Genomic DNA, 12,702 nt, shown 5'->3' with positions numbered 1-12,702 from the left:
CGATCGGGAAGTGTATGCACACGGGGGTGATAGACGATGCGCCTGGGCAGTGCAATCCTGATCGGTTTCTTTTTATTTGCCAATGTAACCAGTTTGCCATTCAGCACGTCCTATATAAAGATCGACAAGTCGGAAAACAGGTTGGTCTACTATTCCTACCATGTGCCGATCCGCTCGTTTGCTGTGGCGACAGGCAGAGAGCATGATGATACGCCAACTGGCACGTACACGGTGGTCATGTTGGTCAAAAAGCCGTGGTATTTGAAAAAAAACATCCCCGGCGGCGATCCGAACAATCCGCTCGGCGAGCGCTGGATTGGCCTGGATGTGCCGGGCACAGATGGCTCCAAATATGGCATCCACGGGACGAACCAACCGGAGCTGATCGGCCAGCATGTATCGGCCGGATGCGTGCGGATGAAAAACGAAGAGATCACTTGGCTGTACGATCATGTGCAGGTCGGAACGATGGTGGAGATTGTGGAATGAACTTCTCATAGACAGCGGTTGTTTCTTTCGATAAAGTAGGAAAAAACACGGCTTGTGGCAGTGTTCTTTTTTTCGACATTGTACGAGTTTTGTAACAAAAGCAGATTCGATCCTATGATATAATTTTTGCGTCTTGATTTTTTTTACAATTCGACAAATAGAGAGGTTTGGATATAGATGGAGAGCAGAAAAGACAGAGGGAAGAAGACAAAAGAGAAAAAATCGAAAGAGAAAAAAACTGCTGCCTCGACCGGAAAGAAAAGGTGGTGGAAGACGAAGTCGTTCAAATGGACGGTGGCGATCATCGCCGTGCTGTTGGTGGCGATCGTCAGCGTCTACGCCTACTACATCGGAAGCTTTATTAATGGTATTCAACAGGAGAACAAAAATTCAACCGACAAGATCGTCGAAGTGGAAGAGTGGACAGGCACGGAGCCTGTCAACATCGTGCTGCTCGGCGTGGACAATCGAGACAATGATGAGCACCCTCGCTCAGACAGCATCGTGATCGTGTCGATCGATCCGGAGACGAAGAAAGCGAAAGTGATGTCTGTCATGCGGGACCTGTGGTACAAGATTCCGGAGGGGCATGGGTTTGACAAGATCAATGCAGCGCACGCGATCGGCGGGCCCGACCTGACGATCAAAACGCTGAAGGATATGCTGCAGATTCCGATCCATTACTATGCGAAAACAGACTTCCAAGGCTTTATCGGCATCGTCGATGCGGTCGGGGGTGTGGAGCTCGACGTGGAGAAGCCGCTTCACTATGCGGATGACGGGGTCTACGACATTCATCTCGAACAGGGGCTGCAACAGCTCGACGGCAAAAAAGCGCTGATGTATGTGCGCTTCCGCCATGATGCGCTCTCCGATTTCGCCCGCACGGAGCGCCAACGGAAATTTATGGTCGCGCTGGCAGACAAGATGGCAACGCCTGCTTCGATCGTCAAGCTGCCGAAGATCCTCGACGCGATCAAGCCGTACATGGAGACGAACATCAAGGGTAGCGACATGTTGAAGCTGGGTCGTTTGGCGCTCGAAGTGGACACTTCGAGCATGGAGACGCTGCAAGTCCCGCCGGAGAACACGTTTAAAGGCGGCTGGGCTGGCGGTGGACAATCGGTGTTGTTGCCAGACGTCTATGAGATGCGCAAAGCGGTCTATGAGTTCTTAGGCCTCGATCCGAAGGATCTCAAAGAGGACGTGGATACACAGCCGCAAGAGTATTACCAACCGGACCCGATCGTTCCGAGCAACCCGAACATCGAGCCAGATCAACCGGAGGAGCCGGTCGATCCGAACAAGGTCAATCCGTTTCCAGGTGGCAGCACCTCGCCAGGCACCAATCCGGGCGGTGGCACGAACCCGGGTGGCGGCACGAACCCAGGCGGAGGAACGAATCCGGGCGGTGGCACCAATCCAGGAGGCGGGACCAACCCCGGCGGTGGTACCAATCCGGGCGGAGGAACGAACCCGGGTGGCGGCACCAATCCGGGGGGCGGCACGAATCCGGGCGGAGGCACCAACCCCGGGGGAGGAACCAATCCGGGCGGAGGCACCAACCCGGGAGGCGGAACCAATCCGGGTGGAGGCACCAATCCGGGCGGAGGCACCAACCCGGGCGGTGGCACCACCCCAGGCGGAGAGACCAACCCGGGTGGAGGCACCAACCCACCGGGCACCGCACTGCCAGGGACTGGTGGCGAAACGAATCTTCCCAACGCTTCATGATGAGCGAAGGCCCCTTGTTGCAAGGGGTCTTTTTTGTGTCGAAAACTCATAAACATGGGGCATCACAGTGGTGAGGGGGCGGCGGGGGAATGGACGATCTGTTGCGTTTTCTAGGTGTGATGTCGGCGCTGTCCGCTTCGGCGCAGACGATGACACAACAACTGCGCAAACGGTTCAACTGGCTGGTGGCAACGCCTGGCGACCAAGAGTTGAAAGGGCAGCTGATGACGGTCAGCGAGGGGACTGTCCATGCGAACGTTCATCTGGTCTGCGGCGTGAACGGAGCTCTGCTCGCCGCACTCGGCAACATCCATCCGCTCTCCTATCTCGGACTGACGCCGATCTGGACGCTCGCCAACTCTGCTTGGATTGCCAACACGATGGACTATCTGTGCGCGGGTGTGTTGGTCGCCTATGGTGGGCCGTGGTTTCATGAAATCTTAGGAATCTTACGCGAGTATAAGCAAAGCTTGCGAGGTCAGCGCTGAGCGCCGACCTCGCTTCTTTTTTTTTCACGGGAACAGGTGTATCATGAAGGGATGAAACGACTCTGCTAGGCATTAAAAGTAATAGGAGGAATCGCTTTGTACGGCCTACGGTTCCACGCGGCAGTGTTCGCCGCAAAAATGACAAAAAAACTGCTGACGCTCACAGGCCGCAAAGGGACGACGCTGCCTGGGCAGATCGCCCTTCGCATCTGTCCAGACCTGTTGGCAGTCTACGGCAGAATCCTCGGACAGCGCACGATCTTCATCACGGGGACAAACGGCAAGACGACGACGAGCAACCTGCTCGTGACGTTCTTAAAAGCGGATGGACGAAACGTGATCTCCAACAGCTTGGGGGCTAACTTGATCCAAGGGATCGCCACGACGCTGATCGAAGGCGTCGATCTTGCTCACGATCAGGATCAAGCGGTCGTTCTGGAAGTCGATGAGGCGACGATCGGCAATGTGATCGGGCACCTGCAACCGAAAGCGGTGGTGGTGACCAACTTCTTCCGCGACCAGATGGACCGCTATGGCGAACTGGATACGGTTGTCGATATGGTCGGACGAGCTTTGCAAAAGGCGCCGAACAACACGACGGTCATCTTAAACGCGGATGATCCGCTCGTCACTTCGATCGCGCCAAAGGAGAAAAACGTTCTCTATTATGGGATAGATTCGAGCCAGTTCGACTCGGAAGCGCATTCGGAAGTGCGCGACGGGAAGTTTTGCCGCAAGTGTGGCAACCATTTGGACTACACGCTCTATCATTATGGACAGCTCGGATTTTATAGCTGCTCGTCCTGCGACTTCACGCGCCCAACCCCTTCGGTGGTCGCAGAAGATGTGGGGCTGTGCAGAGAGGGCATCTCGTTTCAGGTCGGCTCTGCCACCGGGTTTATCAACTCTCCCGCCCTGTACAACGTCTACAACGCATTAGCTTCGATCACCGCATCGACCGTCTTCGGCGTGCAGGACGACGTGCTGGTGCGCGGCATGAGCGAAATGAAAACGCAACTCGGGCGGATGGAGCGCTTGACGGCTGCCAACGGGCGCGATCTGATGCTGACGCTGGTCAAAAACCCGACCGGGTTTAACGAAGTGTTAAAAGTGGTCGAGCACGAAACGCGCCCGGTCGAACTGGTGGTCATCTTGAACGACCGCTATGCGGACGGGACGGACGTCTCGTGGATCTGGGATACGAACATCGAGCGACTGCACCAGCTTGCCGACCTTCGCCGCATCTATTGTGCGGGAACTCGCGCGGAAGACTTTGCGATCCGCCTGCGGTATGCGGACCTCGGGGAGATCACCGAGATCATCGAAGGGGACATCCAATGTGTCGAACAGTCCCTGCGCGATCTGCCAGACGGCCATATGCTCTACATTCTGTCCACCTACACCTCGCTTTACAACATCAGAGATCATCTGCTCAACGAAGGAGGGACCGAGCTTGCAACTGTCAATCGCGCATCTGTATCCTGATCTGCTCGACCTGTACAGCGACCGCGGCAATGTGATCATCCTGCAAAAGCGTGCCGAATGGCGCGGGCTGCGCGTCACGGTGGACGAGGTGACCGTCGGCCATGAGCCCGATCTTTCCAGCTATGACATCTTGGTGATGGGCGGTGGCATGGATCGCGAGCAGGGCATCGTCGCGGAGGACTTGCAAAAGCGCCGCCAGAACTTGGAAAAGGCGGTGGCGAAGGGCACGGTCATCCTCGCGGTCTGCGGTGGCTACCAATTGCTCGGCAACTATTTTGAGACGAGCGGTGGGCAGCGGATCCCGGGGCTTGGGCTGCTTGACATCCACACGGTCGGCGCGAAAGAGCGCATGGTCGGCAATGTGGTGGCCGAGATGGAGATCGACGGTGTGAAGACGAACGTGATCGGCTATGAGAACCACTCGGGCAAAACGTATCTCGGCGCACAGGTGCAACCGATGATGAAGGTGATCAAAGGGTATGGCAACAGCGGTGAGGATGCGTTTGAAGGTGTTCGCCAAGGCTCGATCTTCGGCACCTACCTGCACGGTCCGCTCCTTGCGAAAAACCCAGCGCTGGCGGATCATCTGATCACGCTTGCGCTTCGGCGCAGAGATCTGTCGTTCACGTTGGATCGGATCGACGATCAGCTGGAAGCGCGCACACAGCAAAAATTATATAAGCGCCTGGTCGAGTCCCGTTAGGAACAGGGCGAGGCGTTCAGGCGAAAAATGAAGCTGTTCGGTCATCACTTGAACAGCTTTTTTTCTGCTTTTCAAAATCGACTGAACTGACATATAATAGAAGCTATTACGCAAAAGGAGGAATTTCAACATGTCAATCCACAATCCGGTATCTGAGGTAGCAAGCAAATAACCTCCGAAAACAGGATGAGATGAATAGCAGTACCTGTTTTTCGGAGGGATTGATGAAAATCGTTCCGAAACAGGAGGAAGTAGTCGATGAATCAATTACAAATGTGCTCGCGTGCAGACCACAATATTCGCATCATCTTTTGGGCCACTCTGTTTGGCAGCGTCAATTTTTTAGAGCCGATCTTGACGCTGTTCTATTTCGAACGGGGGTTGTCCGAAGCGGGTGTGCTGTGGATCACCTTGTGTTGGTGCAGTTCTGTCTTGCTGTTTGAAGTGCCAACCGGTGTGGTGGCAGACCGCTTTGGGGCGAAAGCGTCCTTTTTGGTCGGCACGTTCGTCGCGATGATGAGCACCGTCGTGCTGTTCTTCGCCGACAGCCTGTTGCTCTTCTGTCTGAGCAACGTCTTGAGCGGAATCGCTGTCACCTTTTTCTCGGGGGCGGAGGAAGCGCTCGTCTACGAGTCGCTGAAGCAGGAAGGCCGTTCAGATGAGATGAGCGGTGTGATGGGCAAGATCTCGTCTGCCATCTATGTTCCGGCGATCGTCACGACGCTGTTTGGTGCTTATTGGGCGCGTGATCTGGCAGAAGATCAGTTTCGCCTGCTGATTCTGTTAGGTTTGATCGCACAGGCGGTGCAGCTGCTGTTGATGATGCGAATCGTCAACAGCGATCAGGAGGAAGGATTCCGCGACAATCCGTTTCAGCATGTGCGCAACGGGTGGAATCTGATCAGAAAGACTCCAGATCTGATCAAGCTCTTCATCAACTTTACGGTCGTGTTCATCCCGACCGTGGTCGTCTTCGGGAAGTTTGAGCAACCGTTTTTAAATCAAGCGGGCCTTCCTGTCGAGTGGCTCGGCCTGCTCTATGCGGGAGGCGCGTTGCTCGCGCTCTTCTTGTCGCGCAAGATCGACTGGTTGACCGATCGGTTCTCCCGCTTGTCGCTGATGCGGGTGACCGGGCTGCTCTCGTTCCTGATGGTGCTGATTGCCACGTTTGTGCAGAGCAGTTTAGCGGTGGCGATCACAGTCTATTTCGTGCTTCGCATCGCGCGCACGGTGCGCTACCCGCTGTATTCGCATCTGGTGAACGGATATATACCGTCGGGCAGCCGGGCGACCACGCTGTCGCTGCTGTCGATCGCAGACTCGATGTTCGATCTGCTGATCATCGGTGCGGTGGCGCTGATCGCATCGTTCGGCTGGGAAGGCCTTTCGACCACTTCGATGACGGTGATCTTCGGCGTTTGTGCGCTGGTGATCCTGCTGGGCAACCTCGCGCCGATCCGCGAGCCGAAGGGTGCGGCGGAGCTCGAATCGCACACAGAGCGCTCCTGATATAATTGCTGAAGCTGACAAAGCCCCGTTCCTAGAGGAACGGGGCTTTTTGCTAGGCGTATGATTCGGCTGCGCTCTTGCCAGCGACATAGCCGGTGGAGAAGGCGACGGTGATGTTGAAGCCACCAGTATACCCGTGCAGGTCGAGAATCTCGCCGCTGAAGAAAAGGCCGGGCATCAGCTTCGATTGCATCGTGCTCGGCGTCACCTCTTTCAGGTGTACGCCACCTCCGGTGATGAACGCTTCCTCGATCGAAAGCGTGCCGCTGGCGGAGATCGGTAGCGCTTTGAGCAGTTCGGCCAAGGTTGCGAGCGGTTTTTTCGGCAGGTTGGCGAACGTGGTGTCTTCGTCCAGCTCCGACTTGGCCAGCAGGAGCGGAATCATGCGCTCAGGGATAAATCCTTTGATCACGTTTTTGAACGCTTTTTTCGGCTCCGCTTCTGCTCGGCGGTACAGCTCAGCCTGGAGATCCTCCAGTTTCTGCTCGGGGAAAAGGTCGAGCTGCAGCTGTACGGCGGTCGCGCCCTTTTTCAACTCTTTGACGACAAACTGCGAACAGCGAAGCACAGCAGGCCCGGAAATGCCAAAATGAGTGAAGATCATATCGCCTTCATGGGCGATGATCTTCTTCCCTTTTGCATTCTGGACGGTCAGCACGATGTGGCGCAGAGACAGCCCTTGCAATTCCTTGATCCACGGCTCTTTGGATCGGATCGGAACTTCGGTCGGATACAGATCGGTGATCGTGTGTCCGGCAGCGCGCGCCCAAGCGTATCCGTCTCCGGTCGACCCGGTCTTCGGCACCGACATGCCGCCCGATGCGATGATCACGGCGGGGGCATCGATCTGCTCGCCGCCGCGGAGCTTGACCCCTGCGACGGCACCCTGCTCGTAGCGCACGGAGGCGACCGCAGTGTTCGTCTTGATCACAACGTCCAAGTCGCGCATCTTGGTCAGCAATGCGTCCAGCACAGACTTGGCCTTGTCGGAGACGGGGAACATGCGTCCGCGGTCTTCCTCTTTCAACCGGATGCCCAGCTCTTCGAAGAAGCGGACGATGTCACGGTTGTTGAACACAGAAAACGGCCCGTACATGAAGCGGCCGTTGCCCGGAATGTGCTGGATCAGCTCGTCGATCTCCTTGTTGTTCGTCACGTTGCAGCGCCCGCCGCCGGAGATGAGCAATTTGCGTCCGAGCCGATCTCCTTTTTCCAGCAACAGCACTCTGGCGCCATGCAGGCCGGCTGAGATCGCAGCCATCAGGCCGGACGGTCCACCGCCGATGACGATGCAGTCGTACTTCATGGATCTTGGTCCCCTTTAAGGCGTTTTCGATATGAAAAAGCCACTGTTCGAAAACAGTGGCATTTCGATTACTCTTGGTCAGCCATCTTTTCGTAGGCTGCGACGACACGGTTCCACTCTTGCTCATCTTCGATGTCGATCAGGTACTCTTCGCCCTCTTCATCTTCTTCGATACGCATGATGAAGCCGTCATCATCAGTGCCGTCAGCTGCAACGAGGATCGCGTAGTGCTGCTCTTCTACTTGCATGGTCTCAACGATGATAAATTCACGCTCGTTGCCCTCGTCATCTGTCAGGATAACGACTTCTTCATGCTCGTGATTGCAGTTCTCGTCATGCACATGTTCGTGTTCGGACATGAGGTGATCCCTCTCTTCCTTAGGTAAAAGTCTTGGATAATAATAGCATGCTCGATTTTCCTCGTCAAATTCAGGAAGACTTTTCCACGATGGTGGCGGCGATCTTGTCGGTGACCGCTTTCAGCAGATCATCCACCGTCTGCATCGCCTGTTTGTACGCCTGAACTTCCGGATAGGTGTCGAGCTCCGCCTGAAGCTGTTTCATATCTTTGCGCAGGCCGTCCAGATGCGCGCCTTGCGAGTATTCGGCCAGCCGATCATACTGCTCTTGCATCTCTTTGAACTTGGAGACCTTGGCACCTAGCTCCGGATGGGTGAGCATCGCCTGCTCGCACTGTTTATAGTGATCGACCTCTGGCGTGCGCAGGATCATCTCCCCGAGTTCGAATGCCTGTGCCCAGATTTCGTTGCGGTCGAGTGTGGTCATATCAAGACCCTCCTGTCTGAAAGAATCCACACCCCGAAACGGGATGTGGATGCTGCTTAGTGCTTGTATTGGTGGTTGGCGTTGAGGTGCTTAAACTTCTCATCGCGACGGTTGTCATAGTACTCGGTGATCAGACCGACGATCGTACCGGCGACAAAAGAGAGGGCGAGAAGGGTATATGATTGCGAAACGATTCCGACGATCACCAGAATGAAACAGATCGCGTAGAAAAAGTAACGATTGAGTATCGACATCGTAAAGCCTCCTTTTCTCCTTCCCCTATTATAGACGAAACCCCACATTTGTCGCAAATGTGGGGTGAGCGATTCAGTCGGTGTTGTTCACAAATCCAAAGCTTTCGATGATCCCGTGCGGCCAGCTCTGCTCAGCAGCATGTGCCAGCGGTTCGCTCGTCTCAGCTGGCGAAGACGGCATGTAGATGCCTTCGAGCACGTATTTGGCCGTCTCCAGACAGCGGCGCGCGTTCGGAAGCGAGTCGGGCAGGCTCGGATCGTTCAGATAGTACAGAGCGGTGTTGATCAGGCTGCGCGTCGACTGTTCGATGTGGCCGACCTTTTTTTGAAAGATCTGCGGTGCTTGACTCATCAAAAGAACCCCCTTTGCGTATCTTCGCTAGTTTCTGCGATTTTGTTCAAGAGATATTCACTTGACGCAGTACGGGGGTTTTTTTATGCTAAAGGGGGTATATGTATAGCGCTTTCTTGTAAAGGGTATATGAAAGATTGGAAAGGGGGCGACGCGCGATGATCGGAACGATCGCTGCCGTAGCCGCAGTTTTCGCACTGCTCTTCATGTGTGCTTCGATTACGAAGGAAAACACCGAGAAAGCAGTTCGGAAGCAATACGAATCCTGGGAAAATTAATCCCAACCTCTGAGCAGCAGGGCCGTGCAAGCAGCCCTGCTGTTTTTCCCAGAAAGGAGTGTCACGCTTGGAACATCACAACTTTCGGTTTTTAAAAGGCCGTGAATATGCGTTTTTCCACGAGGACGTTCATCTGCTGATGATCGACTTTGAACGCGATGAGAAAAAGGAGATCTTCCGCATCGACGAACAGGATGAGGATGGAACATACATACTGGAGTACCCTGGTGAACTGTACATTGAGCAGATCAAGGAGATCATCACGTCGATCTTCTTCGTGCAGGTCAATGAGGAGCATCGCGAAGGGCGCTATGCGCTCGGGGCTTATTTTACGTGGCAGCGCAAAGAGTATGCGCTCTACTATGATCGCGAGAACTTGGTGAATCAGGAGCTGGTCTTCTTCCGAGCTGCTGCGACCGGCACCGGCGATTATGAGCTGTCCAACATCACCGACGAAGATGAGTACCGCGAGGTTGTCGAGCACATCCAAGAGCGCTATGCTGACATTCTTGGCGGAGAATGAATGAGCGGGAGCGTGGTGGAGATATTGCCGCCGGCTGGAGCGATCTCTATCATCCTTGTCCATAAAGAAAGGCATGTCGTTTCGAATCGAAAGACATGCCTTTTGCTTATTGTGGCAAGTTGGCGAGCAGGAACTCGGCCAGCTCTTGTACCTCTTCTTCATCAGACAGGGCGAACTGCTCGGCGAGCAGGTGCACTTTGTCTTCGGAAAGATCGTCCTTGTCGAGGATGGCGCTGCGCCCCGATTGAATGTTGATGACGAGGCTCTTGCCATAAAAATGTTTGGTTTGCGTGATCGCCAGGTCCCAGCGGTGATTGCCGACGAAGCCGACAAAGCGGGTCATCGTCTCTTCTTGTTCGTCATACATGTTGATATACATAGAAGGAACACCTCATCTTCCTTGGTATCTGTTTTGGAATGCACGTTACCATAGTACGATTTTCGATCTGCTTCTACAAGTCCTGTCGTCAAGGGTTTATAATTGGAAGAGATTTGACAAGCGACGCTTCACAAAGGGGGGAATCCAGGATGTCGACCTATCAGTTGCAGCTGTTTCCGCTGCACACGGTGCTGTATCCACAGGGGAGCTTGCCGCTGCACATCTTTGAGCCGCGCTACAGAACGATGATCGAGATGTGTGTCGAGCATGACGTTCCGTTTGGCGTCGTGCAGATCATCTCCGGCCACGAGTCGGGCGGACGTGCGACGACCGCAGAGGTGGGCACCGTCGCCAGAATTGAAAATCTGACCCGTCTGGAAGATGGGCGGATGCTGATCACCACGCGCGGCGAGGGCCGCTTTCGAATCTTGACCAGCTCCTATGATGGAGAATGCTTGACGGCGATGGTCGAGCCGTATGAGGACGAACCGGCACCTGAGCATGTGCTCGTCTCCACCTCTGTCGAACAGACAGATCTGGGTACCCTCTTTCAGCGCTACTACAAGCTGCTCTCGATCGCCCTGCACTATCCCTACGAAAAGATCAATCTGCCGAGCGACCCGGTCACCCTCTCCTGGCTGATCCCATCCTTTTTGCACATTCAGCCGGAGCTGAAGCAGGCGATCTTGCTCAATCGCAACCTCGGGAAGCGGTTGGAGCTGGTGCGCGAACTGCTGGAAGAGGAGACCGAGAAGCTGGCGGAGATGATCCGAGAAGCGCAGGGGAAGTAACTATGTTATAATAGTTTTCGTTTAGAAGGGACACGATAGGAAACGGGAGGGAAACGTGCACATGGCAGATCGCAGAGCAGAGCTTCTCAAGCTGATCGAAACGATGGATGAATACATCGCGCAAGCCAAGATGGGCATGAAGAAGAATCACGAACAGATCGAAGGCATGCGCGCCGACCTGATCGAGCGCGGCTTCGGTGAAGCGCTGGAGGAGATCGAGGGAGTCATCGAGATCACCGGACATCATGGACAAGCGCTTGGCCGCCTGACGATGGCAGGCATGATCAGAGGAGAGCTGCAAAAGATCGTCGAAGGGCTCGAATCGACAAAATAACGTCATAGACTGTCCACAATCTCCAATTTACAACTTGCTTGTTCTTTTGATACCATAGAAAAGAATATGAACTGCTGGAAAGGTGTGGGTCGATCATGAAAAAAGCATTGCTGATCACCGATATTCAATCTGATTTTCTCGGCAACATGGATTACATATATCCGCTCTGTCAAAAATACCTCGACCAGTCTGGCGATCAGTATGACCTGATCATCCTGACGCATTGGAAGCATGAGGAGAACGAGAACGAAGATACGCTGCTCCTCAAGCATCCGAAAGCTCATATCGTCGAGAAGCGCGGCTACTCGGCGTACAACGACGAGGTGAAACAGCTGCTCGCGGAGAACAAGATCGACACGGTACACCTCGGCGGCGTCGACTCTGACATGACCGTTCTTGCCACGATGTACAACTTGCTCGACGCTGGGTTCAAAGTGCAGGTGCTGGAACGTCTGCTCGCTTCTTTCTCGACCAGAGGCTGGGAGTCGACGACGATCATGCGCTTTGTGCTGGGCGATGAGAACGTGCTGGCAAACGGCGGCGGCCGCGTCTGGGTCTAAGATTTATTCGGTCAGAACCTGCTCGGGAACGGCTCGGGCAGGTTTTTTCTGTCAGGATTAGCTCTCTCCGCTTGCGGCAACACTAAGCTCGACCTCGGCTGGAAGGTCGATGTAAGGTCGATCATCGAACCTTTTCGCAGGCTTAGGATTGAAACGGAGAGAGGTGAGGAACTTGTCTTGGGTCTATTGGGCAGGATTGTATGACAGCAAGTTCGAGGCCTACTGCGCGGTGATGTGGGTGGAAGGTGACAAGCGGATCTATGGGCAACAACCTCCGCAAGAAGTGGAATTATATCGCACCAATCGCGGGAAATACGGAGTTCGTTTCAAATAGCCAGTCTAAATCGATGCCTGAATGGTCAAACTGAATCTGTGAAAGAGCCCGCTTGTGTGTTCCACAAGGGGCTTTTGTACGAGAGGGGAAACATGATGAGCAACGAGCCTAAGATCGTGCTGGACATCCGCAGTGAAGAGGAATACATAACAGGTCATATCCCAGGTTCGAAAAATATCGGGTTGCAAGAATTGTCGTATGCGCTGTCAGATGTCGAATTGGACGATAAGATCTTGATCGTCTGTCGGATGGGAAAGCGCGCCGCGCAAGTGAAGGTGCTCTTGGAAGAGGAAGGGTATCAGCAGGTAGAAATTTTGGTCGGCGGGATGGAAGCGTATAAAGGCGAGATTGAGCAAGGAGAGTAAGCGAAAGAGTCAGTTACTTCTCATTTTTGACC

The 12,702-nt window shown here is 54.4% G+C and carries 18 protein-coding genes; 12 read left to right on the top strand and 6 right to left on the bottom strand.

The features are described from left to right. Positions 1–36: 36 nt before the first annotated feature. From ACFSOY_RS13265 to ACFSOY_RS13240, 6 genes are all read left to right on the top strand, one after another. Entirely contained in the window at positions 37–489 is a 453-nt protein-coding gene (locus tag ACFSOY_RS13265) for a L,D-transpeptidase (RefSeq protein WP_386047372.1), read from the top strand. Between the two features lie 177 nt (positions 490–666). Continuing rightward, the gene (locus ACFSOY_RS13260) at positions 667–2,223 is read left to right on the top strand and encodes an LCP family protein (RefSeq protein ID WP_386047371.1); all 1,557 of its coding nucleotides are present in this window, start codon (positions 667–669) and stop codon (positions 2,221–2,223) included. 89 nt (positions 2,224–2,312) lie between these two features. Continuing rightward, positions 2,313–2,711, top strand: coding sequence for a hypothetical protein (locus tag ACFSOY_RS13255; protein ID WP_386047369.1), 399 nt, complete (start codon positions 2,313–2,315; stop codon positions 2,709–2,711). A 96-nt stretch (positions 2,712–2,807) separates the two neighbouring features. Beyond that, positions 2,808–4,196, top strand: a complete 1,389-nt coding sequence (locus ACFSOY_RS13250; RefSeq protein WP_386047367.1) for a MurT ligase domain-containing protein — start codon at positions 2,808–2,810, stop codon at positions 4,194–4,196. Then, positions 4,165–4,899 carry a type 1 glutamine amidotransferase gene (locus tag ACFSOY_RS13245; RefSeq protein ID WP_386047365.1) on the top strand — a complete coding sequence of 245 codons (735 nt, stop codon included), beginning with the start codon at positions 4,165–4,167 and terminating at the stop codon, positions 4,897–4,899. Before ACFSOY_RS13250 ends, ACFSOY_RS13245 begins: the two co-directional genes overlap by 32 nt. 258 nt (positions 4,900–5,157) lie before the next feature. Then, a complete protein-coding gene (locus ACFSOY_RS13240) occupies positions 5,158–6,408 on the top strand; it encodes an MFS transporter (RefSeq protein WP_386047363.1) in 1,251 nt (416 codons plus the stop codon). Positions 6,409–6,460: 52 nt separating this feature from the next. On the opposite strand, the gene ACFSOY_RS13235 is transcribed toward ACFSOY_RS13240, so the two are convergent. The 5 genes from ACFSOY_RS13235 to ACFSOY_RS13215 all read right to left on the bottom strand — a co-directional run bounded on the left by ACFSOY_RS13235 (position 6,461) and on the right by ACFSOY_RS13215 (position 9,106). Next, entirely contained in the window at positions 6,461–7,714 is a 1,254-nt protein-coding gene (locus tag ACFSOY_RS13235; protein WP_386047361.1) for a BaiN/RdsA family NAD(P)/FAD-dependent oxidoreductase, read from the bottom strand. Between the two features lie 68 nt (positions 7,715–7,782). Beyond that, positions 7,783–8,073 carry a DUF1292 domain-containing protein gene (locus tag ACFSOY_RS13230; RefSeq protein ID WP_386047359.1) on the bottom strand — a complete coding sequence of 97 codons (291 nt, stop codon included), beginning with the start codon at positions 8,071–8,073 and terminating at the stop codon, positions 7,783–7,785. A gap of 70 nt (positions 8,074–8,143) precedes the next feature. Beyond that, positions 8,144–8,500: a YlbF family regulator gene (locus ACFSOY_RS13225; RefSeq protein WP_386047357.1), complete on the bottom strand. Its 357-nt coding sequence runs from the start codon at positions 8,498–8,500 to the stop codon at positions 8,144–8,146. 56 nt (positions 8,501–8,556) lie between these two features. Beyond that, entirely contained in the window at positions 8,557–8,754 is a 198-nt protein-coding gene (locus tag ACFSOY_RS13220; RefSeq protein ID WP_386047355.1) for a hypothetical protein, read from the bottom strand. Between the two features lie 73 nt (positions 8,755–8,827). After that, positions 8,828–9,106, bottom strand: a complete 279-nt coding sequence (locus ACFSOY_RS13215) for a hypothetical protein (RefSeq protein WP_386047353.1) — start codon at positions 9,104–9,106, stop codon at positions 8,828–8,830. Positions 9,107–9,451: 345 nt separating this feature from the next. Here ACFSOY_RS13215 and ACFSOY_RS13210 point away from each other — a divergent pair, with 345 nt between their 5' ends. Next, positions 9,452–9,907: a hypothetical protein gene (locus ACFSOY_RS13210; RefSeq protein ID WP_386047352.1), complete on the top strand. Its 456-nt coding sequence runs from the start codon at positions 9,452–9,454 to the stop codon at positions 9,905–9,907. A gap of 106 nt (positions 9,908–10,013) precedes the next feature. Here the strand turns inward: ACFSOY_RS13210 and ACFSOY_RS13205 are convergent, their stop codons facing one another. Continuing rightward, positions 10,014–10,286: a DUF3055 domain-containing protein gene (locus ACFSOY_RS13205; protein ID WP_386047351.1), complete on the bottom strand. Its 273-nt coding sequence runs from the start codon at positions 10,284–10,286 to the stop codon at positions 10,014–10,016. Positions 10,287–10,435: 149 nt separating this feature from the next. Here ACFSOY_RS13205 and ACFSOY_RS13200 point away from each other — a divergent pair, with 149 nt between their 5' ends. From ACFSOY_RS13200 to ACFSOY_RS13180, 5 genes are all read left to right on the top strand, one after another. Next, complete coding sequence (locus ACFSOY_RS13200; RefSeq protein WP_386047349.1) at positions 10,436–11,077, top strand: LON peptidase substrate-binding domain-containing protein; 642 nt, start codon at positions 10,436–10,438, stop codon at positions 11,075–11,077. 61 nt (positions 11,078–11,138) lie between these two features. Beyond that, positions 11,139–11,411, top strand: coding sequence for a hypothetical protein (locus tag ACFSOY_RS13195; protein ID WP_386047348.1), 273 nt, complete (start codon positions 11,139–11,141; stop codon positions 11,409–11,411). Between the two features lie 95 nt (positions 11,412–11,506). Further along, a complete protein-coding gene (locus ACFSOY_RS13190; protein WP_386047346.1) occupies positions 11,507–11,971 on the top strand; it encodes an isochorismatase family protein in 465 nt (154 codons plus the stop codon). 172 nt (positions 11,972–12,143) lie between these two features. Beyond that, positions 12,144–12,305, top strand: a complete 162-nt coding sequence (locus tag ACFSOY_RS13185) for a hypothetical protein (protein WP_386047655.1) — start codon at positions 12,144–12,146, stop codon at positions 12,303–12,305. 95 nt (positions 12,306–12,400) lie between these two features. Beyond that, positions 12,401–12,670 carry a rhodanese-like domain-containing protein gene (locus tag ACFSOY_RS13180; protein WP_386047344.1) on the top strand — a complete coding sequence of 90 codons (270 nt, stop codon included), beginning with the start codon at positions 12,401–12,403 and terminating at the stop codon, positions 12,668–12,670. Positions 12,671–12,702: the final 32 nt, after the last annotated feature.

Source organism: Tumebacillus lipolyticus (genome assembly GCF_042682745.1).
GTDB classification, from domain to species: Bacteria; Bacillota; Bacilli; order Tumebacillales; family Tumebacillaceae; genus Tumebacillus_A; species Tumebacillus_A lipolyticus.
Note: the sequence above shows the minus strand (reverse complement) of the source record. Positions and strands in the feature narration are given on the sequence as shown.